The following is a 26,414-nucleotide window of genomic DNA, read 5'->3' on the forward strand; positions in this document are numbered from 1 at the left end:
CCTGAGCCCCCCGGGCAACCCCCCGGGCGCCCGCCGCGTCGACCACCCCATCCTGCTGGTCTGCACCCACGGCCGCCGCGACCGCTGCTGCGCCGTCCGCGGCCGCCCGCTCGCCGCCGCGCTGAGCAAGCATTTCGACGAGCCCGCCGCACCGGAGGGCGAGGCCACCCCGAGGATCCAGCCCGCCGCGAACCCCGCGCTCACCCAGAACCACGCCGACACGGCCGGAGTGGGAGCCGGGCCAGTCGACCCGAAGCACACCGAATTCGACGATCATCCCTCGGTGGACCCCATCGACCCGATCATCTGGGAGTCCTCCCACACCAAGGGGCACCGCTTCGCGCCCTCCATGCTCCTGCTGCCCGCCAACTACTCCTTCGGCCGCATGGCCGAGGGCGGGGCGCGCAGCATGGTGGAGCACGCCCAGCGCGGGGAGCTCTGGCTGCAGGGGAACCGTGGCCGCGGCTGCCTCGATCCTGCCAGCCAGGCCGCCGAACTCCGCGTGGCCCACGAACTTGACGACCGCGGTCTGCCCGTCGGCCTCGCAGCGCTGACGTCCTGGGAGGAAACCCCGGAGAACAGCGACGAGGAGACCGCGCAGTCCGCCGACGTCGCCGTCCGCGTGGTGGAAGATACCGCCTCCGACCTGCGCTTCCGGGTCCGCATGGAGCGCCGGGACAGCGTCATGGTGGTGTCCTCCTGCGGGGATAAACCCAAGCGCTCGAAGTCCTGGATTGCGGTTGGCTGCGAGGAGATTCTTGGGTAGCTCGCGGCGTCCCGAAGAGAGGAATCTCGACCAGGGCGGCATCCGCCACGCCATCGGGCTGGCCATGCCGGTGGGCCTCGGCATGGTTCCGCTCGGCCTGGCCTTCGGCATCCTGCTGACCCAGATGGGCTTCGCGTGGTTCTGGGCGCCGATCTTCTCCCTGGTGATCTACGCCGGCTCGATGGAGTTCCTGGCGCTCAGCCTCGTCACCGGGGGAGTGGGACCGCTCTCAGCCGCGCTCTACGGGCTGTTGGTGAACTTCCGCCACGTCTTCTATGCCCTGAACTACCCGCTGCAGGTCATCCGCAGCAGAGCCGCCCGTGCCTATGGCATCTACGCGCTGACGGACGAGACCTATGCGATCGTCAGCGCCAACCCCAATCAGCGTTTCACCGGCCGCCAGGTCATCGCCATCCAGATCGTCCTGCAGTGCGCGTGGGTCGGTGGGGGAGTCCTCGGCGCCCTCTTCGGCGACGCCATCCCCTGGAAACTCGAGGGCATGGAATTCGCGCTCACCGCGCTGTTCGTCGTGCTGCTGATCGAGTCCTTCCTCGCCACCAGGGACGTCTCCCTGGTCCTCACGGCCGTGGTGACCGCCGCGGTGGCGCTGCTGGTCTCCCCGGGCAACATGCTGATGATCGCGATGCTGCTCTACTTCGCCGTGCTGCTCGCCCGTTTCTACCTCCCGGGTCTGGACCGCGCCCTTCAGCTGCGCTGGCGCACCGGGGACGAAAGGCAGGAAGTATGAGCCCCCAGCCCACAGTTCTGGCCGCCGAGGCTGTCCACGCCGCCGAGGCTGCCGGCAGCTATGGCCTGCCCGCGGGCGTGAGCCTCGGCACCACCATCGGCGTGCTGCTCCCGCTCTGCATCGTCACCGTCGCCCTGCGCGGCCTGCCCTTCGCGGCCCTGCGCTCCTTCCGGGAATCCAAGCTCGTCGCATGGCTCGGCATGGGCATGCCCGTGGGCGTGATGAGCATCCTCGTGATCTACACCGCCGCCGACCGGATGGCCGCCCCCGGCGGCCTGGCCTCCCTGCTCATCGCGGTGGCTTTCACCACGGCCTGGCATCTGTGGCGCCGCTCCGCCACCCAGTCCATCCTGCTGGGCACGGTGTTCTACGTGCTGCTCGTCAACCTCGTCTTCTAGACGACGACGCCGCGCCCGTCACCGATGCCTCGTTCGTCACCGTCGCCCGCCCCCGCGGCAGCGCACACCGGTCCTCGCGCTCACCCCCCCGCTCGGCCAAAGCCCACTCGGTCCAGGCCCACCCGGTCCAACCCCAGCCTCGCTCTAGACATAAAAAAGAACGCCGCCCCGCACCGAAGTGCAAGGGGGCGACGTCCTCAAAAGAGGGGCACAAAACCCCGGAGAAGGGTGAGCTTCTAGCGGCGCATAACCTTCTTGGCCAGCCAGTTACCGAACAGCTGGGCAGCCTGGACGATAACGATGATAACCAGCACGGTGATCCACGTGACTTCGTCGTTGAAGGCGCGGTAACCGTAGACAATCGCGAAGTCACCCAAACCGCCAGCGCCGATGTAGCCAGCCATCGCGGACATGTCCACGATCGCGATGAACATGAACGTAAAGCCCAGGATCAACGGCCCCAGGGCCTCCGGGATGATCACCGTGAAGATGATCCGCAGCGGCGAGGCACCCATGGACTTCGCCGCCTCGATCACGCCCGGGTCGATGGTGACCAGGTTCTGCTCCACGATGCGGGCCGCGCCGAAGGTCGCGGCGATCACCATGCCCAACACCGCGGCCTTCAGACCGATACGGCTGCCCACCAGGGCGTCGCTCAACGGGCCGATGGCGGTGAGCAAGATGATGAACGGAATCGGGCGAACGAAGTTCACCAGGAAGTTGATCACCCAGTAGATGGGCTTATTCGACAGCACCCCACCCGGGCGGGTGGTGTACAGCAGCATGCCGAACACCAGGCCCAGCAGGCCACCGATGACGAGGGTGGCCAGCACCATCGTCAGGGTGTCGTAGATCGCCTGGGTGAAAGTACCGCCCAGCCGGTCCCAGTCCATCGCGGCGAGCACGAGGGTGTCCGGGGACGCGGTGGCAGGGGCGGTAGCGGCTGTGGTGGCGGTGGAGCCCGCGGCGGTCGGGAAAGTAGTCAGCGCGCTCATCGGATCTCCTCAATATCGGTTCGCTGGGACAGGTCGGCGTAGAACTTCTCGATCGCTGTCTCACCGGCGGCGTCCTGAGCGGTCACGCGCACGGTCAGGCGGCCGAAGGAGTGGTTCTGCAGGGTGGTGACCCCGCCGTGGACGATGTTCACGCTCACATCCGTAGCCGAGAGCTCGGAGACGGCGTCGAAGAAGCCCACACCCTGGTTCATCGTGATGGTGAACAGGCGGCCGTCGCCGGCCTGCAGGGCGTCCGCTTCCACGTTGTCCGGGGTGTTGCGCAGGGAGGTGGCCACGAAGTTCTTCGCGACCTCCGTCTGCGGGTTGGAGAAGACCTCGTAGACCGAGCCCTGCTCCACCACGCGGGCGTTGGACATGACGACCACCTGGTCGGCGATGGAGCGGACGACCTCCATCTCGTGGGTGATCACCACGATGGTGATGCCCAGCTCCTCGTTGACGCGGCGCAGCAGCGCGAGCACGTCGCGGGTGGTGGAGGGGTCCAGCGCGCTGGTTGCCTCGTCGGCGAGCAGCAGGCTCGGGTTCGTCGCCAGGGCGCGGGCGATGCCCACGCGTTGCTTCTGGCCGCCGGAGAGCTGCTCCGGGTAGCTGCGGCCCTTATCAGCCAGCCCCACGAACTCCAGCAGCTCGGCGACGCGCGCCTCGCGCTCGGCCTTCGGCATGCCCTGCAGCTTCAGAGGGTAGGCGATGTTGCCCGCCACGGTGCGGGAGGAGAACAGGTTGAACTGCTGGAAGATCATGCCGATATCGGAGCGCAGCTTGCGCATCTCCGGTTCCTTCAGCGGGACGATGTCCTGCCCGTCGAGCAGGATCTCGCCGCTGGTCGGCTTGTCCAGCCCGTTGATCTGGCGCACCAGCGTGGACTTGCCCGCGCCGGAGTAGCCGATGATGCCCACGATGGAGCCCGGCTGGATGGTGATGTTCACGTCCTCCAGAGCGGTGATGGACTTGCGTCCCTGCTTGAAGACCTTGTGGACGTTGCGAAATTCGATTCCCGTTCCCGTGCGGTCGCCCCGCGGGGTTGCGGGGCCGGCCGTGTCGGGGGCGGCGGATGTGCCTTGGGCCATTGGGGTGCCTTCCGGTTTAAAAGGCGTGCCTCGGCTGGCGGGCTGGTGGGCCGGCCATGCGAGACACGCCTTTTTGGGGGTTGGGTTTTACTGCTCCTTGAGCTTCTGCTGGGTGGTGTCCAGCACCTTCTGCAGCTCATCGCCGGACATGGTCACGGCGACGGAGGTGCCCTTGGTCTGCTCGTCGATGGCGTCCTGGACCGGCTTGGAGTGCCAGATCTCGACGAGCTTCTTCAGGTCCTCTTCGTCCTTGCGGTCCTTGGTGGTCACGAAGCCGTTGATGTACGGCTGTGCCTCCTCCTTCTCCGGGTCGTCCTGGAAGATGGCGGTCTTCGGGTCGATGTCCGCGCGGTCCAGGAAGGAGTTGTTGACGATGGCCGGGGTGCCGTCGAGCCAGGAGGTCGCGGTCTGGGCTGCGTCGACCGGGGTGACCTTGATCTTGGACTTGTCGGTGTCGATGTCGGCCGGGGTCGGGGTCAGCAGACCTTCCTTCTTCAGGGTGACCAGGCCAGCCTGGACGAGGACGTTGATGGCGCGGCCCTGGTTGGTGGAGTCGTTCGGGATGGCGACCTCGCCAGCCTTCTCGACGTCCTTCAGGTCGGAGTGGTCCTTGTAGTACAGGCCCAGCGGCAGGATCTCGGTAGCGCCGACCGGTGCGAGGTCGGTGTTGTTGCCGTTGTTGTACTCGGCCAGGAACATCATGTGCTGGAAGTTGTTGACGTCGATCTCGCCGTCGGTCAGCGCACGGTTCGGGATGGAGTAGTCGTTGAAGGACTTGATCTCGGTCTTCAGGCCGGCGTTATCCAGCTCCTGCTTGAAGACCTGCCACTGCTTCTGCTCGGAGTCGGTGGTGCCGATGACGATGGTGTCGTCGTCGTTGCCGCCGGAGCAGGCCACGAGGCTGAAGCTGGTGGTCAGGGCGATCGTCGCGGCCAGGGCCTTGCGTCGAAGAGTCATGGTGATCCTCCTAGATCTGGGGGTGTCCGCCGTGTGCCGTCGTTGGCACGGGTGTTTTTTGTTTGGCGGGGCACTGTTTGTTGAAGGCAAATTTAGCACCGTAGGGCAGCATGGACAACTTGGTCTATTTTCTTGTCATTTATGCACGTGGTGTCGTCGATTTCTGCCTTGAGGGAATGGCGGTACAGGGGCGGTAGGCAGGGGCGAATGCTGTGCTATATCGAATAGATGTTCGATTTAGGGTAGGGTTCTGGCCGTGACGTATACGCGCGGATTCAACAACCCCAAAGCCCTCAGCTGGTCGCGGATCGAGCGTGTCCTTTCGGGAAAAACCACAGGTGAGGGTGTTGAAGTTCGCCCGCGGAACGAGGCGCGGCGCGACGAGCAGCTCGATGGTCGACATGACGATTACCCCGGCGAGGCCCAGTCCGCGGAGCGGCTTGACCTCAGGCGCGGGAAGCAGCCTGATGGGATCCACGGGGCGCGGAGCGCGGCGGGGGAGCCTGGGGGTAGGGCGCGCGCAGCCGGGGCGCACGTGGAGTTCGCGGAGCTGCGCGCCGCCAGCAGCTATCACTTCCTCCACGGCGCCAGCGAACCCGAGGAACTAGTGGAGCAGGCCATCGCACTCGGCATCAGCGCGCTGGCCTGCCTCGACCGGGACGGCATGTACGGGGCCGCGCGTTTTGCCACCGCCGCCGCAGAGGCAGACGGCGAGCTAAAGACCGTCTTCGGGGCGGAGCTCAGCATCGACGGGCCACAGGCCCCCGGCCTGGCGGTGCTCTGCCGCGGCCAGGAGGGCTACCGGCGGCTCAGCCGCGGCATCACCGCCGCCCGGATGGCCCACCGGGACAAGGACGCAGTTGAATACCCCAGCTTCAACTCTCTCGCCGAGGCCGCCGGCGGGCACTGGCTCGTCCTCATCGACGCCGCCCAGCTCGCCATCCCCGGCCGCGCCGCCGAATTACTAGAAGCCTTCGGCACGCAGCACTGCCTCGTGCAACTGCAGCTGAGCATGGACCCGGCCGACGTGGACCACAACGAGGCCCTCCACGCCTTCGCGACCACCCACGGGCTGCGCGAGATCCTCTCCTCGCAGCCCACCTGCGCGACCCCCAGCCAGGCCCGCCTGGCTGGGGCCAAGGCCGCCCTGCGGCGGCGTTGGGACGTCGCTCGTGCCGAACCCGTTACCCACCCCGTGGGTGGATCCTGGCTGCGCTCCGGGGCGGAACTGCGGCAGCTCGCCGGGGACTGCGCCTGGCTCGCGGAAGCCACCGCAACCAGCGTGGGCGTCGCCGAAGAATGCGCCTTCACCCTGAACCTCGTCGCCCCGGAACTACCGCACTTTCCCGTGCCGGAAGGCCACAGCGAGATGTCCTGGCTCCGCGAGCTCGTGGAAAGAAACGGCACCCACCGTTACGGGCGGCGCGGCTCCACCGCGGCGGCGCAGAAGGCCTGGGAGGTCATCGACCGGGAACTCGGCGTCATCGAAAAACTGGGCTTCCCCGGCTACTTCCTCATCGTCCACGACATCGTCGACCACTGCCACAGCAACAACATCCTCTGCCAGGGGCGCGGCTCGGCGGCGAACTCCGCCGTCTGTTTCGCGCTCGGCATCACCTCTGTCGACGCCGTCGCCGCCGGCCTGCTCTTCGAACGCTTCCTTTCCCCGGAACGCGAGGGGCCACCCGACATCGACCTCGACATCGAATCCGGTCGCCGCGAGGAGGTCATCCAGTACGTCTACCGCCGCTACGGGCGGGAGAACGCCGCCCAGGTCGCGAACGTCATCACCTACCGGCGCAAGGGGGCGCTGCGGGATGCCGCCCGCGCGCTCGGCTACCCGGCAGGCCAGGTGGATGCCTGGACCCGAGGTACCGCCGAGGCGCCCGAGCGGGTGCGGCAGCTTGCTGAACAGCTGATCGGCCAGCCCCGCCACCTGGGTATCCACTCCGGCGGCATGGTCATCTGCGACCGCCCCATCGCGGACGTCGTGCCCACCGAGTGGGCGCGCATGGAGAACCGCTCCGTGGTGCAGTGGGATAAGGACGACTGCGCGGCCGTCGGGCTGGTGAAATTCGATCTGCTGGGCCTGGGCATGCTCGAGGCCCTGCACCACGCCATCGACCAGGTGGCCACCCACCGTGGCCGCCGTATCGAGCTGTGGCGGCTGGCCCCGACCGAGGAAGCGGTCTACGAGATGCTCAGCCGCGCCGACGCGGTGGGCGTGTTCCAGGTGGAGTCCCGCGCCCAGATGAACACCCTGCCCCGCCTGCGACCCCGGCGCTTCTACGACCTGGTGGTGCAGGTCGCGCTGATCCGCCCCGGCCCCATCCAGGGTGGGTCGGTCCACCCGTTCATCCGGCGGCGCAACGGCCTGGAGCCGGTGACCTTCGACCACCCGTGCCTGGAACCCGCGCTCGGCAAGACCCTCGGCATCCCACTGTTCCAGGAGCAGTTGATGCAGGTCGTGGTGGACGCCGCCGGGTTCACTGCCGCGGAGGCCGATACGTTGCGCCGCGCGATGGGGTCCAAGCGTTCCCCGGAGCGGATGGCGCGGCTCAAGGAGCGCTTCTACGAGGGCCTGGAGCGCACCAACGGCATCACTGGGGAGGTCGCGGACCGGCTGTGGGAGAAGATCACGGCGTTCGCAGCCTATGGCTTCCCGGAGTCCCACTCCCAGTCCTTCGCCGCGCTGGTCTACTACTCCGCCTGGTTTAAGTACCACTACCCGGCGGAATTCTGCGTGGCCTTGTTGCGCGCCCAGCCGATGGGCTTCTACTCGCCGCAGTCGCTGATCGCGGACGCCCGCCGCCACGGGGTGCGGATCCTCCCGGTGTGCGTCAACGCTTCCGGGGTGCAGGCGGATACGGATCTCTCGGCAGGTTCTGCTGCGTCTTCTTCCGCGTCTTCTTCCTCTTCTTTTGACGACGTCAACCGCGCCCGCGGGGTGCACGGGCTGGGGCGGGGCACCGCGGAGCCCCTCGGTGCGATCCGGCTGGGGCTGGCATCCATCGCGGGGATCAGCGAGGACACGGCCGAGCGGATCGTCGCCACACGGGAAGAGAAGGGGGAATACCGGCAGGTCAGCGACCTCTCCCGGGAAGCCGGGCTCAGCGTGGCGCAGGTGGCAGCCCTGGCGCGGGCCGGGGCCTTAGAGAGCCTCGGGCTGGATCGGCGGCAGGCGGTGTGGGCCGCGGGGCTGGCGGCCACGGAGCGGGAGGGCATGCTGCCGGGGACGTCCGCACCCTCGGTTCCCGCGCTGCCTGGCATGAGCGCCTTCGAGCTGGCTGCCGCGGATCTCGCGGCCACGTCGGTGACCCCGGACGGGCACCCTGTGGAGTTGCTGCGGGGCCAGCTTTCCCAGTGGCACGACCTGCCGGTGCGTGCCGGGGTGCGTCGCGGGCAACGCCGGGGTGGGGCGGCGGTGGTGCCCGCCGTGGATCTGCTGCACGTGCCGGATGGTTCGCGGATCCGGGTGGCCGGGGTGATCACGCACCGGCAGCGCCCGGCCACTGCGGGCGGGGTCGTCTTCCTCGGGGTGGAGGACGAGACCGGCATCGCGAACGTGATGCTCACCCAGGGCTTATGGAAGAAACAGCGGCAGGTGGCGATGACAGCGCGCATCGTGGTGGTCCGGGGGATCGTGCATAACGCGGAGGGTGCGGCCAGTGTTACCGCCGATCTGTTGGAGGCCGTGGAGACGGAGCTGGGTGGTGCCGCGGCGCTGGGTAGCCCGTCGCGGGATTTCCGCTGAAGTGCCCCGGAGCCGGCTACCGGGTCGGCCGTGGTCACGACCCAGGTGGGTGGCTGCGACGGTGAGGAAGTGCCTGTGGCCGGGGGAGGCGGGGGCGATCACAACGTGGGGAATAACACTTATGCGATTCACCGATTGACAATCAGCGCGCCCACCCTTCAAGATCGGGGGAATGACCACCCCTAGCCCTTCCGGGCGCCCCACCAGCCAGCGGCGCTATATGCTGCGGCGAATCATCGCCCTCGCGCTGGCAGCCGTGGCCATTGGGCTCGCCGCCGGGGCCGGGGTGTGGCTGCAGAAAAATACCGGCTGGAGCGTCGACTACCTCACCCGAAAAAGCCGACACAGCCTGGTCAGCGAACGCACCGAACACGAATCCGCCGTGGCCATCCCGGAGCGCTCGAGCCGGACGGCGGGGACCAGCAACGACCGCACCCCGGGGGCTGGCGGTACCGGGGAGGACCAGGCCGGCGCGGGCAGTGAGCCCAGCACCCGTGGGGGTAGCGGGGGAGAAGCCAGCCAGGGTGCTGCCACGGACCCAGCCACGAGCACCAGCCCCGCACCCGTGCTGCGCAATACCCAACACTCCGCCCCACTGCGGGGCGCCCCACACCCCGGGCACAATGGCCAAGTCCAGCTGACATCGGGCGGACTGAACCGCCAGGCAGTGTTGCATGTGCCTGCTGACGCCCTGCCCCGCCAGTCCCAGGCCACCCGGCCCAAGCCACTGATCCTCGCCTTCCATGGCTATGGGCAGTCCGGCGCAGCCATGGCCCGCTTCGGCGACCTCGCCCGGGACGGCGCCATCGTCGCCTACCCCGACGGCGTCGACAGGGCCTGGGCGGGCGCACCTTATGCCACGGCCACCGGGAAACAAGACCTGGCCCTGGTCCGGGACCTCATCAACCGCATTGCCGCCACCTACCAGGTCGACGACCTGCGCATCTACGCCGCGGGAATGAGCAACGGCGGCGGCTTCGTCGCAAAGCTCGCTTGCGAGATACCCCAGGAATTCGCCGCCTTCGCCTCGGTCGCAGGGGCCTATTACAAGGGCACCTGGCAGAACTGCGCAACACGGGCACAGCGTAGCAAAGAACACCCACAGTTTCGCGGCAGCAGGGCGACGTCCTTCCTCGAAATCCACGGGGAGGACGACAGTCGCATCCACTACGAGGGCGGCTCCCGCTACGGCACCCCGTACCTCGGGGCGATGAGCTTCACCTCCGCCTATGCACACCGTGCCTCCTGCTTCGGGGCCCCCGCGGTCCGCAACGTCACCCCCATTGTCCGCCGCTACCAGTGGCGCGACTGCGCGGCGGATAAGGACGTCATGCACATCGCGGTGAAGGGGATGGGGCACACCTGGCCCGGCGAGGGCGAAGCCGCCCGGCCCGGTGAGTCCGGGATTGCCGGGGTGCGTAACGACGGGGGCCAGCAGGAAGCGAACCCCACTCGCGCGGTCAATGCCGGGGCGGAGATCTTGAGTTTCTTCACCCGCCACCGGAAATAGGGTCCTCCGGGGCGGCTGCTAGGGTTAGACCCGACCAACGCGGGAGTCCGGGAGAACGTCCGGGCTGAGAGGGCGCCAGCACCGTGGTGCCGACCGATGAACCTGATCCGGATCATGCCGGCGATAGGGAGGATAAGCGTGAGCATCACGCCCGAAAAACCATCACAGACCAGCGAAACCCACGGCTTCTCAGGCGAGCAGCAGGCTCCCCAGCACAGCAAGTCCTGGCGCGTCGTGGACATCATCGTCGCCGCCGTGCTCGGTGTCGCCTGCGGCCTGATCTTCTGGGTCTGGAACGGCATTGGGGGCGCGGCCTACGGCGTGTTCGACGCTGCCACCCCGGGCCTTGGCGGGCTCGCGGTCGGCATCTGGCTGCTCGGCGGCGTGCTGGGCGGGCTGATCATCCGCAAGCCGGGCGCGGCACTCTTCGTCGAGGTGCTCGCCGCCGTCGTTTCCGCGCTGCTGGGTAACCACTGGGGCATCGAGACCGTGTATTCCGGCCTGGCCCAGGGGCTGGGCGCGGAACTGGTCTTCGCGATCTTCGCCTACCGCCGCGCCGGGCTGGGCGTGGCCATGGCCGCCGGTGCTGTGGCCGCCATCTTCGAATTCATCCTGGAGCTGGCGACCAGCGGAAACTACGCGAAGTCCCTGGCCTTCAACGCCACCTACCTGTCCACCATGATTCTCTCCGGCATCGTGCTGGCGGGCCTGGTGGGCTGGCTGCTCGTCCGCGGTTTGGCTGCTACCGGGGCGCTCGACCGCTTCCCGGCGGGCAGGCAACGCCAACAACTGGTTTAGGCCGCTCAAGGGGAGAAAACCATGACGAGCCACGGGCGGCCGCCGGGCGGGGCGGTCGTGGAGATCACCGACTTCGGCTGGCGCCACGCCGGCCGGAAGAACCCGGCCATCGCGAACATCACCGCACGCCTGGAACCCGGGGAGCGCATCCTGCTGCTCGGGGCCTCGGGCGCAGGTAAATCCACCCTGCTCGCCGGTATCGCCGGGGTGCTGGGGGATGCCGAGGACGGCGAGCAGCGCGGTGCCATCCGCGTGGACGGCAAGGACCCGGCCCAGGCCCGGGGCCTGGTCGGCATGGTGCTGCAGGACCCGGACTCGCAGGTCATCGCCGCCCGGGTGGGCGACGATGTTGTTTTCGGCTGCGAGAACCTCGGCATCCCGCGGGAAGAGATGTGGCAGCGCGCCACGGAGGCTCTACGCACCGTCGGGCTGGGGGAGCTGGACCTCGACCGGTCCACCCACCGGCTCTCCGGCGGGCAGAAGCAACGGCTCGCGCTGGCCGGGGTGCTGGCCATGCGCCCCAGGGTGATCGTGCTGGACGAACCCACCGCCAACCTCGACCCGGAGGGCGTGGCCGAGGTGCGCGACGCCGTCATCCGGGCCTGCGAGGACACCGGCGCCACACTGATCGTCGTCGAGCACCGCGCAGCCACCTGGGCCGGGCACGTCGACCGCATCCTCGTGCTCGGGGAGACCAACCCCAGCGGCGTGGGGGAGCAGGCCAGCGGTGGTCGGCAAGCCGGGGGAGTGCTCGCCGACGGCCCGGCCGGGCAGATCCTGGACACCCACGCCGACCGGCTCGCCGAGGCAGGCATCTGGGTGCCGGGCATCTCGCCCGCGCTGCGCCGCATGGGCACCCCGCCGCCCGAGCTGGGCGCGTTGAAGGCCGCGCCCGGTTCAACTGGCAACCAGGGCCATGCTGATCACCAGAACCATGCTGGCAACCGAGGCACCGTTGCCCACCCGATCGACGCAGAAACAACCATCGACGCTGCGTCCGCGCCCGCAGGTGGGAGCTCCCAGGCGAGCGGGAAGCCACTGCTGCGCACCCAGGACCTGGCCATCGGCTGGGGCCAGCACACCATCCGCACTGGCATCACCGCTGCCCTGGAGCCGGGGTCCACCTGCCTGACCGGCGGCAACGGCACCGGAAAATCCACCTTGGCGCTCACCCTCGCGGGCCTGGTTCCCGCGGCGGGCGGGGAGCTGGACGCCAGTGGGCTCCAGCCCGCTAAGCACAGGCGCCGGGAAACCCCGGACCCCCGCAGCTGGCGCTCGAAGGACCTGGTCCGCCGCATCGGATACGTCTTTCAAAGCCCCGAGCACCAGCTGGCCGCCCGCACCGTCCGCGACGAGTTGCTGCTCGGCCCCAAGGCCGCCGGGATGGACGCCGCCGCAGCCGAGCGCCGCGCAGACGAGCTGCTGGGCACCCTCGGGCTGAGTCACCTCGCGGCCGCCAACCCCTTCACCCTCTCGGGTGGGGAGAAACGCCGGCTCTCCGTGGCCGCGGTGCTGGCCACTGAGCCGCGCCTGCTGATCCTGGACGAACCGACCTTCGGCCAGGACCTCAACACGTTCACCGCCCTGGTCGGGTTGCTGCAACAGCTGGCGGACAGCGGCATGGGGCTGCTGTCCATCACCCACGACGCGGATTACTTCGCCGCGCTGGGCCAGCACCACTGGCACCTTCCCCAGGGCCCCGGCCTGGAGGTGCGGGTATGATCCTGGAACGCATCGACCCATCCACCCGGCTGCTCGCGCTCGCGCTGTTGACCACCCCGTTGCTGATCAGCATCGATATTGTGAGCGCCAGCGTGTCCTTCGCGCTGACCCTGCTGGTCGTCGCGCCCCTGTGCGGGGTCGGGCCTGCCCGGCTGTTCCGCCGGGCTTGGCCGCTGCTGCTCCTCGCCCCGCTGACGGGTGTGAGCATGCTCTTCTACGGGCGGGCTAGCGGGCAGAGCTACTTCGAATGGGGCTTCATCCACATCACCGAGAACTCGGTGCAGCTGGCCATCGCGGTGATGATTCGCGTGCTGGCGGTGGGCGTGCCCGCCGTGGTGCTCACCGCGGACATGGACCCCACCCGCCTCGGCGACGGGCTGGCACAGCTGTGGAAACTGCCCACCCGCTTCGTCATCGGTGCGGTGGCGGGCGTGCGCCTGGTCACGCTATTCCGAGAGGACTGGACGGCCGTGGAGCGTGCCCGCCGCGCCCGCGGCCTGGGGGACGAGGGCAAGCTGAAGCGTGCGCTGCAGCAGTCCTTCAGCCTGCTGGTGCTGGCGCTGCGTCGTGGCGCCAAGCTGGCCACCGCGATGGAGGCCCGTGGGTTTGGAGCCACCCATAACGCCGAGGGCCAGCCCATCGAACGCACCTGGGCTCGTCAGGCTCATTTCGGCGGCTGGGACTGGGCCGTGGTTGTGGGCTCCTTGGCACTGAGCCTGCTTTCCTTGGGGATCGCCGTGTGGACCGGCCATTTCGTGTTGCTGGGAGTACAGAATGGCTAGCGCTCCACAGCTCTCGCCCGAGGAGGCCACCCGCGAGCTCGCCACCTGGGTCGCAAGCCAGCGAGGCCGCCGAGCCACACAGATCGAGTCGGCTGCTGCGCATCGACCCCGCGCGGGCCGCGACCCGCGGTGGGTGATCCTCATCGACGGTCGCAGCGGCTCCGGCAAGACCCACTTTGCGGAACACCTCATGGCCACACTCGGTGCTCCCAGCCACCAGACCGGCGCATCGCCGAGCACGCCCCCGGCCCCCAATACCACGCCCCAGCTGGTGCACCTGGAGGATTTCTACCCCGGCTGGGGTGGGCTCTTCGCCGCAGCCCGCATGCTCGCCGCCGACGTGCTGCAGCCCAATTGCCCGGGCTTTCGCCGCTGGGACTGGGAGAAGAATACCCCCGCGCAGTGGCAGCCCCTGGACCCCGGCCACCCACTAATCGTCGAGGGCGTCGGTGCCCTCAGCCCCGAGGCCCTAGCCGTGCTGCGACGCCGCGGCATCCCGCACCGGACCCTGGTGCTGGAGGCCCCCACCCAGCTGCGCAAGCAGCGCGCGCTGCACCGCGACCCCTACTACGCCCCTTGGTGGAACATGTGGGCCGCCCAAGAGCGCGCCCACATCAATCGGCGCCCCGCCCCGGACTTCATCGTCGCCAACGGCTCCACCCGGTCGGAGGCCTAAAACACCGCCCGCCCGACACAGCGCCGTACTCGCCGGTTACTGCGGCGTGGAGGTGCGGTAGAGCCCGCCTCGCGCCACGTCCAGGCGCATCCCGGACTCGCGGAGGCGACGCACGTACACCATGCCCAGGCCCGTCGCCGGGGTCAGCACGCCACCTTCAGTTCCCGGCAGCTCCGCCTCATCCTTGAGCAGCGTGAGCGCTGCGGTGCCCAGCATCCGGGAGGTCGAGCGGTAGCCCGGATCCCCCTGGGAGTACAGGGTGGCGATGTAATCCGGCTCCACGTTCGGCGCCGGATTCGGCTTCACGAAGCCGTGGAACACGCAACGGAAGTAGCCGTTCTCCTGCGCCTTGCTCGTCGGACCCTCGCCCGGCTCGGGTGCCCACTGGGAGATGAAGTCCCGCAGCTTCGGCGCCTTCATCGCGGTCAGCATCGTCCAGTTAACCCCACCCATTGCGTAGGCCTGCGCGCGGCCCTTCAGGCCCGGCCCGGTGGACTGGAACTCGCGGTAGCGCAGGGACTTTCCGTACTTGAAGCCGCTCAGCGCATTGGAGCGGCGCACCACGCGGGTGTTCACCGAGGCCATGAGGAAAGGCCCGGCCCAGCCCTCCGGGGCGCCGACGGTCTCGGTCTGCAGCACGCCATAATCCGGCTGCTCGCCCAGCTCCGGCTCCGCCTCGCGATCCGGGCTCAGGGAGTACGGGTCAGCCAGCACGCGCCTCTGCTCCGGGTCGCGCTGTGCGGCCTGGAACTGCTCGCGTGCGGACTCTACGGTGCCGCCGGACATGGCCCCGCGCATGCTGACCAGGTTCGTCACCTCGGCCAGCTTCTTGCCATCCTTGGCCGCGGCCTCGTTGATCAGCAGCATGCCGATATCGGAGGGCACGGAATCGAAGCCACAGGCGTGGATGATGCGCGCCCCGTTGGCCTTCGCCACGTCGTCGTACTTGTCGATCATCTTCCGCATGAACAGCACCTCGCCGGTGGAGTCCACGTAGTGCGTGCCGGCCTCAGCGCAGGCGCGCACGAGGTCCTCGCCGTAACGCACGAACGGGCCCACCGTGGAGATCACCACGCGGGTGTTCTTCGCCAGCTCGGTCATGGCGTCCTCGTCGAAGGCGTCCGCCTCCACGATGCGCCAGTCCATCACGCCCTCGTGGATGGTCAGCAGCTGCTGCTTGAGGAAGACCAGCTTCTCGCGGTTGCGGCCGGCCAGCGCGATGGTGACGTCCTTCGGCGCGTGCTCTGCCAGCCAGCCCGCGAGGATCTTGCCGACGAATCCGGTCGCGCCGAACAGGGTGATGTCCACCGGGCGCTGCTTTCCGCCGGTCGGGGTCTTCTTGCCTTGCGGTGTGGCGTCCTTCGGTGCATCAGCCATGTCTGATCGACCTCTTTCATCGTCTGATGGGCTTCGTGCCCGATCGTCGGGGGTTCTTCCCCTCCATTCTTACCGTGTTCCGGTGCCGTCAGCGCCCGCGGGCGCGGTTAAGGTGAGTGGCGTGTCTTCGCAGCTTTCCACTCCCGCTTCCGCCGCAGGTCGCTCTTCTTCTTTGACGACGTCACCCCGGCCGGCCGCCGATCCGCCCTTCCATATCCTGTTCGACCAGCCGCAGATCCCGCCGAACACGGGCAATGCGATCCGCATGTGCGCGGGAACCGGGGCAGCGCTGCACCTGGCGGGCCCATTGGGTTTCAACTTCGAGGAGAAGCACGTCCGCCGCGCCGGGCTGGATTATCACGACCTGGCGGAGGTACAGCTCCACGAGGACTTCGAGGCCGCGGTCGCACACTTGACCGGGGTGAGTCGGCAGCAGGCAGAGCTGAGCCGGAAGCCGGCGGCGGATGGCGCCCCGCCCCAGGCGAGGGTCTTCGCCTTCACGACACACGCGGAGACCTGGTTTACGGACGTGGACTTCCGCCGCGGTGACGTCCTTCTCTTCGGGCCGGAACCCACCGGTCTGGACGAGGCGACCCTGGCGGACCCCCGGATCACCGCGCAGCTGCGGATCCCGATGCTGCCGGCCCGTCGCAGCATGAACCTCTCGAACGCGGCGGCGGTGGCGGCGTACGAGGCCTGGCGGCAGCTGGGTTTCCCGGGCGGGCAGTGACCCGCGTGCGGGACACTTGCCCTGAAGTGGGGGAATCGGGGCGCACGCCGGTGGGGTAGCGCTAGGCCTGTGGAATAATGGCGGGCATGGCTGCGATTACCCTGGATGGAAAGAAATACCGCGACGAGATCTTCGCGGACCTGAAGCAACGAGTCGACGCTCTGCGGGACAAGGGGATCACCCCGGGCCTGGCAACGGTCCTGGTCGGTGACGACCCGGCGAGCCACTCCTACGTGCGGATGAAGCACAAGGACTGCGAGCAGATCGGCGTGAAGTCCATCCGCAAGGACCTGCCGGCGGACGTGACCCAGGAGGAGCTCAACGCCGTCATCGACGAGCTCAACGCGGACCCGGAGTGCACCGGCTACATCGTGCAGCTGCCGCTGCCGAAGCACCTCGACGAAAACGCGGTGCTGGAGCGCATCGACCCGGCCAAGGACGCCGACGGCCTGCACCCGGTGAACCTCGGCAAGCTGGTGCTCAACGAGCCCGCCCCGCTGCCGTGCACCCCGAACGGTGCGATCAGCCTGCTGCGTCGCTATGACGTCGAGCTGAACGGCGCGAAGGTCGTCGTCATCGGCCGTGGCGTGACTGTTGGCCGCCCGATCGGCCTGATGCTGACCCGCCGCAGCGAGAACGCCACCGTTACCCTGTGCCACACCGGCACGAAGGACCTGAAGGCGGAGACCATCAACGCGGACATCATCGTCGCTGCTGCAGGCAAGCCGCACATGCTGACCAAGGACATGGTCAAGCCGGGGGCGGCGATCCTCGACGTCGGTGTCTCCCGCCTGGACGGCAAGCTCGCGGGCGACGTGCACCCGGACGTCTGGGAGGTCGCGGGCGCGATCTCGCCGAACCCGGGTGGCGTGGGCCCGCTGACCCGTGCCTTCCTGGTCCACAACGTCGTGGAGCGCGCCGAGCTCCTCGCGGAGCAGGGCGAGAACTAGGGGATTAGAGCTGGAGGAGCTGGGCACGATGCCGGACACCCCGAACGAGCGGGCGGAGGCCGCGCAGATTGGCGCTTATCGCCGACAGCTGCTGGCCAACCCGCACGACCGGGACGTGCCCGCCTCCCCGCTGCCGGTGATCGCGCAGCGGGCGCTCATCGGGGTGTTTTTGCTGCTTCTGGCGGTGGGGGTGTTCTTCATCGCGGCGGATCGTTGGCGCCGCGGCACCACGGCGATGGGGGCAAGCCTGGTGTTCTTGGCCACGATCCGGTGGGTCGTGGACTCCGACGTGCTGGGGATTTTCGCGGTCCGCAGCCGCAAATTTGATTGCTTTTTCGCCGGGGGCGTGGGGTTGTTGATGATGTACCTGGCGATCAGCGTGGACACGCTGGGCAGCTAGGGGCATCCGGACCAAGTCCCTGCGCGAGGGTCGCGCGGAGCTGGGTGTCCCGCGAAGCTGGGCGTGGGGGTTGGGTGGCGGTTGTTCGGTGGCCGCCCTTAGCGGATCCTAGCGGTTGTGGTGCTGCAGGATCTCCGCGCGCTGCTCCGGGTTCTCGGCCAGCTCCTCGGCAGCCGTGAGGAACTTCTCCAGCACATTGCCCATCTGGCGCGCCTCGATGAGGAAGCCATCGTGGCCGGTGGGGGAGGTGATCTGGGACAGCCCCAGGAAGGCTCCCAGGTTGCGGGAGAGGTGCTCCTGCTGGTGATAGGGGTAGAGGATGTCCGTGTCGATGCCGCAGACCATCGTGGGGACCGTGGAGTTGCCCAGGGCGGCGTTCATGCCGCCGCGATCCCGGCCGACGTCGTGGCGGTTCAGGGCATCCGTCAGAGTGACGTAGGAGCCGGCGTCGAAGCGGTTGCGCAGTTTCATCGCCTGCCGGTCCAGGTAGCCCTCCACCGAGAAGCGCTGATTGGGGGAGCGGAACTTACCCAGCGGGTTCTCTCCTCGCTGCGGCTCGGCGCCGAAGCGCTCGTCGACCTCCAGCTCGCCGCGGTAGGTCAGGTGCGCGATGCGGCGGGCCTCGCCCAGGCCCCAGACTGGCCCCATGCCGGCCTCGTAGTAGTCCCCGCCGTGCCACAGCGGGTCGGCCTCGATCACGCGGATCTGGGCGGACTGGATGCCGATCTGCCAGGCGGAGGCGCGGGCGGAGACGGCGATGGCGAGGATGGCGTCCATCATCTCCGGGTAGAGCAGCGACCACTCGAGGGTGCGCGCTCCGCCCATGGAGGCGCCGACGACCACGTGGACCCGGGGGATCTCCAGCACGTCGAGCAGCTGCTTTTCGGCCTGCACGAGGTCGCGGATGGATAGTCCCGGGAATCGGGAGCCCCAGAAGCCACCCTCAGGGTGCAGGGAACCGGGGCCGGTGGAGCCCGCGCACCCACCCAGCGCATTGGCGCAGAGCACCAGGTACTTGGAAGTGTCGATCGGTTTGCCCACGCCGACCATGTCGGCCCACCAGTCGGTGGCGTTGCCGTCGCCGGTGAGGGCGTGCTCGATCAGCACGATGGGGCGCTCCTCCGGCGGCGTGGATACCGCCGCCTGCTCGGCCGCGTCGTAGAAGGCGTACAGCCGCAGTGAGGTTTCGGGAATGCTTGCGCCCGCCTCAGTGAGCACCTCGCCGATGGGAATATCGGCGTAGGAACCGGAGGCGGGCAGCAAGTCGGAGCGCATAGAAAACCTCGTGAGTTAAATCTGCTCGAAGCCCTGCTCGAGGTCGGCGATGATGTCGCGGACGTCCTCGATACCGACGGACAGGCGAACCGTTGCCTGGGAGATGCCCGCGTTGCGCAGGTTCTCCTCGGTGGACTGCGAGTGCGTGGTGGTTGCCGGGTGGACGACCAGGGAGCGTACGTCACCGACGTTAGCGAGGTCGGAGTGCAGCTTCAGGGAGTCGATGAACTTCCAGGCGGCCTCGCGCGGGTCGGCGTCGCCGGTGGCCAGGTCGAAGGCCAGAACGGAGCCAGTGTACTCCAGGCCCAGCTTCTCCTTGACCTTGTTCCACGGGCTGGACTCCAGGCCGGCGTAGGCGACGCTGGCGACCTTCGGGTGCTTGTCCAGGAACTCGGCGACCTGCTTGGCATTCTCGTTGTGCTGCTTGACGCGCAGGTTCAGGGTGTCGAGACCCTGGACGGCCAGCCAGGCGTTGAACGCGGAGAGGGTGGCGCCGGTGTCGCGCAGCAGACCCGCACGAGCCTTCAGGCCGAAGGCCGGCTCGCCGAGGTCGGCGTACTTCAGGCCGTGGTAGGCCGGGTCCGGGGTGACGAAGCTCGGGAAGACCGGCTTGCCGTTGCGCTCCTGGGTCCAGTCGAACTTGCCGCCGTCGACGAGGATGCCGCCGATGGCGGAGCCGTTGCCGGTGTAGAACTTCGTCAGGGAGGAGACGGAGACGTCGGCGCCGAGCTCCAGCGGCTTGACCAGCGCTGCGGTGGCCAGCGTGTTGTCGACGATCAGCGGGACCTTGTTCTCGTGGGCAACCTTGCTGATCTCCGGGATGTCCAGGACGTCCGCCTGCGGGTTGGCGAAGGTCTCGCCGAAGAAGGCGACGGTGTTGTCCTGAACGGCGTCCTGCCAGGACTGCGGGTCATCCGGGTTCTCGACGAAGGTGGTGGTGATGCCCAGGCGCGGCAGGGTGACGAGCAGGAGGGTCTCGGTGCCGCCGTAGAGGCGCGGGGAGGCGACGATGTGGTCACCGGAGTTCGCGACGTTGATCAGCGCGGCGGTGATGGCGGCCATGCCGGAAGCGAAGGCGACGGCGTGGACACCACCCTCGAGGGTGGCGAGGCGGTTCTCGAGGACCTCGACCGTTGGGTTGGTCAGGCGGGAGTAGATCGGGCCCGGATCCTCGAGCGCGAAGCGCTGCTTGGCGTGCTCGGCGTTGTCGAAGACGTAGCTGGTGGTCATGTGGATCGGCAGGTTACGGGAACCGGTCGGGTCCAGGGTCTGGCCGGCGTGGATCTGCTGGGTGGCAAAGCCCCACTCTGCTGCGTTGGAGTTGTCGTACTTTGGCATGGTTTTCCTGTCTCTTTCGTGTGTTTGAGGCTGTGTTGTGAATCGTGGCGATCCGGGTGGGATCCGGGTGGATTGTGCCGCTCGATCGCTGTGTGGTGACTCACTTTATAGTCCCCGCTGAAAAAAGTAAACCGCTCTGTCTATTTTCGGGGTCTTTATGCGTTAACAGTGCAGGTCAAGAGCGTTTAAAAATTTATACCACTTAGTCTACTTTTGGGTCTTTTGGGGGCTGTTGCTCGGTGGCCCTGGGGTCGTATTGGCGGTTTTTAAGTACCGCTCGGTATGGGTTCATGCGGTGGGTGGCAGCAGCGCACGAAGCGCTGTTTTGCACCGCATCGGATGGGAGGTAGGAGGTCTGGGCTTCAACACTTTTGGCGGAAAAATTGCGGGTCGCACCTGCAACCGCAGTTGAGTCACTAGGGTGGGGTGGTGCACGGGATAAAGAAAGAATCCCAGCGCAACGAGCACAACACGGGCCCACAAGGCGCCAGAAAGGACCTGCACCATGGCTAATACAGACGCTGCATTCCTGATTGACGCAGAGCCGAGCGTGCTCCAGGTGGCAGTTGGTCGCCCACAACCCAACCCCGCCGGAACCTACGAGCACACCGGCATCGAAAAGCTGCCGCAGTCGCACATCGACGTGCTCGCGCCGGGCCCGAACTACGGCGACGGCAGTGGCGTCGTTGGGGATACGATCGGAGACGATAAGCACCACGGTGGGGCAGATAAGGCCGTCTACGCCTTCGCCCGCGAGGAGCTGGACTTCTGGGAAGGGGAGCTCGGCCGTGAGCTCGTCTACGGCAGCTTCGGGGAGAACATCACCACCGCTGGGGTGAAGTGGTCGGAGGTCTACATCGGCCAGCGCGTGTCCATGGGTAGCGCTGAGCTCGAGGTAAGCGTGCCGCGCACCCCGTGCGCGACCTTCGCCGCCTGGCTCGATGAGAAGGGCTGGGTCAAGCGCTTCGCACAGCATGGCGACTGCGGCGCCTACTTCCGCGTGATTACCGCCGGGCGCATCCGCCCGCTGGACGAGATTCGCTTCGGACCGGTGCCGGAGCACGGCGTGACGATGGGGGAGGCCTTCGCCGCCAAGCTGGGTGATAAGGAAGCTGCCCGCAAGGTTTTCGACGCCGGGGTGCTCCCCGGGCACCATCATGAGCAGCTGGGTCGCCTGCTGAACTGAGATATGAGCAGCTTGGTCTCCGCTGGATGGAGGCCGCAAGGTCGGGGCAGGGGCTCCTGGCCGGTAGAAAAGAAAAACTGGGCCTAGCAGCGCTATCTCTAGCGCGCTAGGCCCAGTCGGCTATATCCCTCCGCTGACCCCGGGGGCGGGCCTGCAGCAGGCCCGACGGGGGAGCGGTACTAGCCCTCCAGGGAGTTATCTGCTGCAGCGAGATCGTCGATGATCTTGTTGAATGCAGCGACCGGACGCATCACAGCGTTCGCCTTCTCCTCGTCCAGGTGGTAGTGGCCACCCAGCTCCACGGCCTTGCCCTGGATGTCGTTGAGCTCCTTGATGACCTCGTCCTCGGCAGTCTCCAGCGCGTCGGCGACCGGGGCGAAGAGCTCGGCCAGGTCGGCGTCGTCCTTCTGATCGGCCAGGGCGCGAGCCCAGAACATTGCCAGGTAGAAGTGGGAACCGCGGTTGTCGAGGGTGTTGACCTCGCGCTGCGGGGACTTGCCCTCCTCCAGGATCCGCTCGGTAGCAACGTCCAGCGCGTCGCCCAGCACCGGGGTGCGCGGGTTGTTATCCGTGTCGGCCAGCTTGCGCAGGGACTCAGCCAGCGCCAGGAACTCGCCCAGGGAGTCCCAACGCAGGTGGTTCTCCTCGGTCAGCTGCTCGACGTGCTTCGGCGCGGAACCGCCAGCACCGGTCTCGAAGAGGCCACCGCCCGCGATCAGCGGAACGATGGAGAGCATCTTCGCGGAGGTGCCCAGCTCCAAGATCGGGAACAGGTCGGTCAGGTAGTCACGCAGCACGTTACCGGTGACGGAGATGGTGTTCTTGCCCTCGCGGATGCGGTCCACGGAGAGCTGGCAGGCCTCGACCGGGGAGAGGATGCGGATATCCAGGCCCTCGGTGTCGTGGTCCTTCAGGTACTTCTCGACCTGGGTTGTCATGTTGCGGTCGTGGGCGCGCTCCGGGTCCAGCCAGAAGATAGCCGGGTCGCCGGTCTTGCGGGCACGCTCGACGGCCAGCTTCACCCAGTCCTGAACCGGGATGTCCTTGGCCTGGCAGGCGCGCCACAGGTCGCCCTCGGAGACCTCGTGCTCCATGAGCACGTCGCCGGCCTTGTTGAGGACCTGGACCTTGCCGTCCGCCTCGATCTTGAAGGTCTTGTCGTGGGAGCCGTACTCCTCAGCCTTCTGCGCCATCAGGCCGACATTCGGGACGGTGCCCATCGTGGTCGGGTCGAATGCGCCGTTCTTGCGGCAGTCGTCGATGACGACCTGGTACACGCCTGCGTAGGAGGAGTCCGGCAGTACGGCCAGGGTGTCCTGACGGGCGTCGTCCTTGTTCCACATCTTGCCGGAGTCACGGATCATGGCCGGCATGGAGGCGTCGACGATGACGTCGGACGGGACGTGCAGGTTGGTGATTCCGCGGTGGGAGTTGACCATCGCCAGATCCGGGCCGTCCTCGAGGCCCTTGTCGAATGCGGCGCGGATCTCCTCGCCGTTGTCCAGCTCGGACAGGCCGTCGAGGATGGCAGCCAGGCCGTCCTCACCGTCGAGGCCGGCGGCCAGCAGCTCCTCGCCGTACTGCTCGTAGACGTCGGAGAAGTAAGCGCGCACGGCGTGGCCGAAGATGACCGGGTCGGAGACCTTCATCATCGTGGCCTTCAGGTGCACGGAGAACAGCACGCCCTCAGCCTTCGCGCGGGCGACCTGGGCGCGCAGGAACTCGTCGAGCGCGGCGGCGCGCAGGACGGTGGAGTCCACGATCTCGTTCTTCTGCACCGGCAGGGAGTCGCGCAGCACGGTGGTCTCGCCGTTGGCCTTCACCAGCTGGATGCGCAGGTCATCCTCAGCCGGCATGATGACGGACTGCTCGTTGTGGCGGAAGTCGTTGGCCTCCATGGTCGCCACGTTGGTCTTGGACTCGGCGGTCCACTCACCCATGGTGTGCGGGTGGGTGCGCACGTAGTTCTTCACGGCCTTCGGCGCGCGGCGGTCAGAGTTGCCCTCGCGCAGCACCGGGTTCACGGCGGAGCCCATGACGGAGCTGTAGCGGGCGTAGGCGTCCTTCTCCTCCTCGGTGTTGACCTCGAGAGGGAAGTCCGGCAGGTCGTAGCCGGCCTTCTGCAGCTCGCCGATGGCTGCGCGCATCTGCGGGACGGATGCGGAGATGTTCGGCAGCTTGAGGATATTGGCCTCAGGGGACTGGGTCAGCTCGCCGAGCTCCTTGAGAGCGTCGTTGACCTGCTGCTCCTTCGGGAGCTTATCGTTGAAAGCGGCCAGGATACGACCTGCCAGCGAGATGTCACGCGTTTCCACGTCCACGCCGCAAGTCGATGCAAAAGCTTCCACGATCGGCTTCAGCGAATACGTGGCCAGAAGTGGGGCCTCGTCGGTACGGGTGTAAATGATCTTGGCCATAAGGCGGTATCTCCCTGCTTTCACATCGTTTTCGGTGAACCGTTAAAAGTCACTCGATTTTTATCGTGCTACCCAGCTTACGTGAAGTAGAAAAATCGTGAATCATACGGGTACTGTCGCAACTTCGCTTGCGAAAGGCGAAAAAAGTTATTAAAAATATTGATTCTTTTTCGTTACTTCGTATTCATCCGGCCCAGCCAAAGAATTTCAGGAAGCGTGCCCCGTGCCAACCATGCCGAATCGCCGCCCCGTGCCAACACAAACCACCATGGGCAGCCGCAGGAGAATCATCACCATGCTGGCCATCGCGCTCGGTGGCTTCGGCATCGGTACCACCGAGTTCGTGGCGATGGGGCTGCTGAACCTCATCGCCGAGGATTTCCAGATCTCGGAGGCCACGGCCGGGCACGTCATCTCCGCCTACGCCCTCGGCGTGGTGGTGGGTGCCCCGCTCATCACCACGCTGACCAGCACCGTGCCGCGCCGTCGCCTGGCACTGGTGCTCATGATCGCCTTCACGATCGGTAACGGGCTGACCGTGCTGGCCAGCAGCTATAACATGCTGCTGATCAGCCGCTTCATCGCCGGCCTGCCACACGGTGCCTACTTTTCCGTCACCGCGCTCATCGCCGCCTCGATGGCCCCGCCGGGGCAGCGCGGCAAGGCGGTGGCCTTCTCCGGGCTGGGACTCTCGGTGGCCACCGTCGCAGGTGTGCCCGCCGCGCAGTGGCTGGGCACCCACTTCGGATGGAACTTCGCCTTCCTGCTCGTCGCAGTGATCGGCCTGGTGACCTTCGTGGCGCTGTATATCTCGCTGCCGCACATGACCCTCATGCCGAAGAGCAACCCGATCACCGAGCTCGGCGCTCTGATCAACCCCCAGGTACTGCTCACCCTGGCGATCGGCACGGTCGGCTTCGGCGGCATGTTTGCGGTCTATACCTATATCTCCTGGACGCTGACCGAGCGTGCAGGCTTCAGCGAAACCCTCATCTGGATTCCCTTGATGGTCTACGGCATCGGCATGGTTTTCGGAACCTGGTTCGGCGGCGTGCTGGCTGACCGGAACCTGGAGTACACCATCGCCGGCAGCCTCATCGCTCTGATCGTGGTGCTGGGCGCGTTCTACTTCACCTCCACCAACGCCATCACAGGCATCGCCAACTTCGGCCTCATCGGATTCCTGGGCTCCTGCCTGGTCCCGAGCCTGCAGACCCGCCTGATGGACGTCGCCCGGGACGCCCAGAACCTCGCCGCCGCCCTCAACCACTCCGCGCTAAACATGGCCAACGCCGCCGGTGCCGCGATCGGTGGCGCGGTCATCGGCGCTGGCTTCGGCTATGCTGCCCCAGCCCTCGCGGGTGCGGCCCTGGCTGCCACCGGTGCGGTGGTCTGGCTGCTCGCCTTCCTGCTACGACGTCGCCAGCTCGCCGCCTCCTAGCCCGCGGCTTATGCGGCTGCTGGTGTGTCCGGGGCACGGCCTATATTGGTGGGCATGGGTTTTACAGTCGCTACGGTTAACGTCAACGGAATCAGGGCCGCCGCGAAGGTGCGCCACGAGAACAACCAGGGCATCCTCCCGTGGTTGGCCACCCACCCGGCTGATGTGGTGCTGATGCAGGAGGTCCGCGCCGACGAGGCGCAGACCGCCAAGGCCATCGCCCCCGCCCTGGAGGACGGCTGGCATCTCGCCCAGGCGCCAGCCGCGGCCAAGGGGCGGGCCGGGGTGGCGATCCTGTCGCGCCTTCCACTGCGGGACGTGCAGATCGGCTTCGGCCACGAGGCCAACCCGGAACACCCGGGCGCGGTGGAGGCCGCCCGCGAGTTCGACGACTCTGGCCGCTACATCGAGGCCACCGTGGACGCCGAGGTCGGGGGCACAACCCAGCCGATCACCGTGGCCTCCCTCTACCTGCCCAGTGGTGCCAGCGGCACCGAGAAGCAGGACGAGAAGTTCCGCTTCCTGGATGCCTTCGCGCCCTTCATGCACCAGCGTGCCGCGGCCGCCGAGGCCGGGGGGCAGCAGATGCTCATCGGCGGTGACTGGAATATCTGCCACCGCCGCGCGGACCTGAAGAACTGGAAGCCCAACCGCAACAAGTCCGGCTTCCTGCCCGCCGAGCGCGCCTTCCTTGACCACGTGCTCGGCACCTACCCGGACGGTGCAACCCAGGTGGGCGATGCGGAGGACTCCGGCCGGGTCGGTAACCCCGCCGGGGCGGCCGAGGACTTCTTCGGTGCCGTGGACTACCAGCCCGGCGAGCTCGCGCAGGCCCGCATCGCGGCAGGCGCCGCCACCCAGCCAGGCTGGCACGACGCCGTGCGCCACCTCCACCCCGAGGAGGACGGCCCGTACTCCTGGTGGAGCTACCGCGGCAAGGCCTTCGACACGAACGCGGGCTGGCGTATCGACCTGCACGCCGTCACCGGTGGACTGCTGGAGCACGCCGCCGCTGCCCGGGTGGACAAGGCGCCCACCTACGACCAGCGCTGGTCCGACCACAGCCCCGTGATCCTCGAGTTCCGCTAAACCCACCGGGAGACGGT

At 67.6% G+C, this 26,414-nt stretch carries 22 protein-coding genes and 1 riboswitch; of the genes, 15 read left to right on the forward strand and 7 right to left on the reverse strand.

Features of this window, described 5'->3' with window-relative positions; translation table 11 throughout:
• From HMPREF3088_RS10650 to HMPREF3088_RS02980, 3 genes are all read left to right on the forward strand, one after another.
• Positions 1–766: sucrase ferredoxin (locus HMPREF3088_RS10650; protein ID WP_246818017.1), on the forward strand; the 766-nt coding region annotated here is incomplete at its 5' end.
• A gap of 64 nt (positions 767–830) precedes the next feature.
• Positions 831–1,514 (forward strand): AzlC family ABC transporter permease, encoded by a 684-nt coding sequence (locus HMPREF3088_RS02975; RefSeq protein WP_070758412.1) that lies wholly within the window; start codon positions 831–833, stop codon positions 1,512–1,514.
• Positions 1,511–1,912 carry a branched-chain amino acid transporter permease gene (locus tag HMPREF3088_RS02980; RefSeq protein ID WP_070758361.1) on the forward strand — a complete coding sequence of 134 codons (402 nt, stop codon included), beginning with the start codon at positions 1,511–1,513 and terminating at the stop codon, positions 1,910–1,912. The genes HMPREF3088_RS02975 and HMPREF3088_RS02980 overlap by 4 nt, the downstream gene beginning before the upstream one ends.
• 236 nt (positions 1,913–2,148) lie before the next feature.
• On the opposite strand, the gene HMPREF3088_RS02985 is transcribed toward HMPREF3088_RS02980, so the two are convergent.
• The 3 genes from HMPREF3088_RS02985 to HMPREF3088_RS02995 form a co-directional block, all read right to left on the reverse strand.
• Positions 2,149–2,805, reverse strand: coding sequence for a methionine ABC transporter permease (locus HMPREF3088_RS02985; RefSeq protein ID WP_041628562.1), 657 nt, complete (start codon positions 2,803–2,805; stop codon positions 2,149–2,151).
• A 98-nt stretch (positions 2,806–2,903) separates the two neighbouring features.
• Entirely contained in the window at positions 2,904–3,995 is a 1,092-nt protein-coding gene (locus tag HMPREF3088_RS02990) for a methionine ABC transporter ATP-binding protein (RefSeq protein ID WP_070758363.1), read from the reverse strand.
• Positions 3,996–4,082: 87 nt separating this feature from the next.
• A complete protein-coding gene (locus tag HMPREF3088_RS02995) occupies positions 4,083–4,952 on the reverse strand; it encodes a MetQ/NlpA family ABC transporter substrate-binding protein (protein ID WP_012359664.1) in 870 nt (289 codons plus the stop codon).
• 256 nt (positions 4,953–5,208) lie between these two features.
• Between HMPREF3088_RS02995 and HMPREF3088_RS03000 the strand changes: the two genes are divergently transcribed.
• From HMPREF3088_RS03000 to HMPREF3088_RS03025, 6 genes are all read left to right on the forward strand, one after another.
• Positions 5,209–8,706, forward strand: coding sequence for an error-prone DNA polymerase (locus HMPREF3088_RS03000; RefSeq protein WP_070758365.1), 3,498 nt, complete (start codon positions 5,209–5,211; stop codon positions 8,704–8,706).
• A gap of 172 nt (positions 8,707–8,878) precedes the next feature.
• Entirely contained in the window at positions 8,879–10,216 is a 1,338-nt protein-coding gene (locus HMPREF3088_RS03005) for a CE1 family esterase (RefSeq protein WP_070758368.1), read from the forward strand.
• Between the two features lie 30 nt (positions 10,217–10,246).
• Positions 10,247–10,363: riboswitch (TPP riboswitch) on the forward strand.
• Positions 10,355–11,014, forward strand: coding sequence for an ECF transporter S component (locus HMPREF3088_RS03010; protein WP_070758370.1), 660 nt, complete (start codon positions 10,355–10,357; stop codon positions 11,012–11,014). It overlaps the preceding riboswitch by 9 nt.
• A gap of 21 nt (positions 11,015–11,035) precedes the next feature.
• Positions 11,036–12,736, forward strand: coding sequence for an ABC transporter ATP-binding protein (locus HMPREF3088_RS03015; protein ID WP_070758372.1), 1,701 nt, complete (start codon positions 11,036–11,038; stop codon positions 12,734–12,736).
• The gene (locus tag HMPREF3088_RS03020) at positions 12,733–13,518 is read left to right on the forward strand and encodes an energy-coupling factor transporter transmembrane component T family protein (RefSeq protein ID WP_070758374.1); all 786 of its coding nucleotides are present in this window, start codon (positions 12,733–12,735) and stop codon (positions 13,516–13,518) included. Before HMPREF3088_RS03015 ends, HMPREF3088_RS03020 begins: the two co-directional genes overlap by 4 nt.
• Positions 13,511–14,194, forward strand: a complete 684-nt coding sequence (locus HMPREF3088_RS03025; protein WP_141759422.1) for a nucleoside/nucleotide kinase family protein — start codon at positions 13,511–13,513, stop codon at positions 14,192–14,194. The genes HMPREF3088_RS03020 and HMPREF3088_RS03025 overlap by 8 nt, the downstream gene beginning before the upstream one ends.
• Positions 14,195–14,230: 36 nt before the next feature.
• Here HMPREF3088_RS03025 and HMPREF3088_RS03030 read toward each other — a convergent pair whose 3' ends face one another.
• A complete protein-coding gene (locus HMPREF3088_RS03030; RefSeq protein ID WP_070758377.1) occupies positions 14,231–15,571 on the reverse strand; it encodes a saccharopine dehydrogenase family protein in 1,341 nt (446 codons plus the stop codon).
• A 172-nt stretch (positions 15,572–15,743) separates the two neighbouring features.
• On the opposite strand from HMPREF3088_RS03030, the gene HMPREF3088_RS03035 reads away from it, so the two are divergent.
• From HMPREF3088_RS03035 to HMPREF3088_RS03045, 3 genes are all read left to right on the forward strand, one after another.
• Positions 15,744–16,301, forward strand: a complete 558-nt coding sequence (locus HMPREF3088_RS03035) for a tRNA (cytidine(34)-2'-O)-methyltransferase (protein WP_210401479.1) — start codon at positions 15,744–15,746, stop codon at positions 16,299–16,301.
• 86 nt (positions 16,302–16,387) lie between these two features.
• Complete coding sequence (locus HMPREF3088_RS03040; RefSeq protein ID WP_141759423.1) at positions 16,388–17,251, forward strand: bifunctional methylenetetrahydrofolate dehydrogenase/methenyltetrahydrofolate cyclohydrolase; 864 nt, start codon at positions 16,388–16,390, stop codon at positions 17,249–17,251.
• A 28-nt stretch (positions 17,252–17,279) separates the two neighbouring features.
• A complete protein-coding gene (locus HMPREF3088_RS03045; RefSeq protein ID WP_070758380.1) occupies positions 17,280–17,651 on the forward strand; it encodes a DUF3017 domain-containing protein in 372 nt (123 codons plus the stop codon).
• Positions 17,652–17,759: 108 nt separating this feature from the next.
• Here the strand turns inward: HMPREF3088_RS03045 and HMPREF3088_RS03050 are convergent, their stop codons facing one another.
• Together HMPREF3088_RS03050 and HMPREF3088_RS03055 are read right to left on the reverse strand one after the other, a co-directional pair.
• Positions 17,760–18,926, reverse strand: coding sequence for a homoserine O-acetyltransferase MetX (locus HMPREF3088_RS03050; RefSeq protein ID WP_070758381.1), 1,167 nt, complete (start codon positions 18,924–18,926; stop codon positions 17,760–17,762).
• A gap of 15 nt (positions 18,927–18,941) precedes the next feature.
• Complete coding sequence (locus HMPREF3088_RS03055) at positions 18,942–20,264, reverse strand: O-acetylhomoserine/O-acetylserine sulfhydrylase (RefSeq protein ID WP_070758382.1); 1,323 nt, start codon at positions 20,262–20,264, stop codon at positions 18,942–18,944.
• A gap of 505 nt (positions 20,265–20,769) precedes the next feature.
• On the opposite strand from HMPREF3088_RS03055, the gene HMPREF3088_RS03060 reads away from it, so the two are divergent.
• Entirely contained in the window at positions 20,770–21,450 is a 681-nt protein-coding gene (locus HMPREF3088_RS03060; protein ID WP_070758384.1) for an MOSC domain-containing protein, read from the forward strand.
• 179 nt (positions 21,451–21,629) lie between these two features.
• On the opposite strand, the gene HMPREF3088_RS03065 is transcribed toward HMPREF3088_RS03060, so the two are convergent.
• Positions 21,630–23,867, reverse strand: coding sequence for an NADP-dependent isocitrate dehydrogenase (locus HMPREF3088_RS03065; protein WP_070758386.1), 2,238 nt, complete (start codon positions 23,865–23,867; stop codon positions 21,630–21,632).
• A 268-nt stretch (positions 23,868–24,135) separates the two neighbouring features.
• On the opposite strand from HMPREF3088_RS03065, the gene HMPREF3088_RS03070 reads away from it, so the two are divergent.
• Together HMPREF3088_RS03070 and HMPREF3088_RS03075 are read left to right on the forward strand one after the other, a co-directional pair.
• A complete protein-coding gene (locus tag HMPREF3088_RS03070; RefSeq protein ID WP_246818018.1) occupies positions 24,136–25,308 on the forward strand; it encodes an MFS transporter in 1,173 nt (390 codons plus the stop codon).
• Between the two features lie 54 nt (positions 25,309–25,362).
• Positions 25,363–26,397 carry an exodeoxyribonuclease III gene (locus HMPREF3088_RS03075; RefSeq protein WP_070758390.1) on the forward strand — a complete coding sequence of 345 codons (1,035 nt, stop codon included), beginning with the start codon at positions 25,363–25,365 and terminating at the stop codon, positions 26,395–26,397.
• Positions 26,398–26,414: the final 17 nt, after the last annotated feature.

This window comes from Corynebacterium sp. HMSC22B11 (assembly GCF_001815965.1).
In the GTDB taxonomy this organism is placed as follows: Bacteria; Actinomycetota; Actinomycetes; order Mycobacteriales; family Mycobacteriaceae; genus Corynebacterium.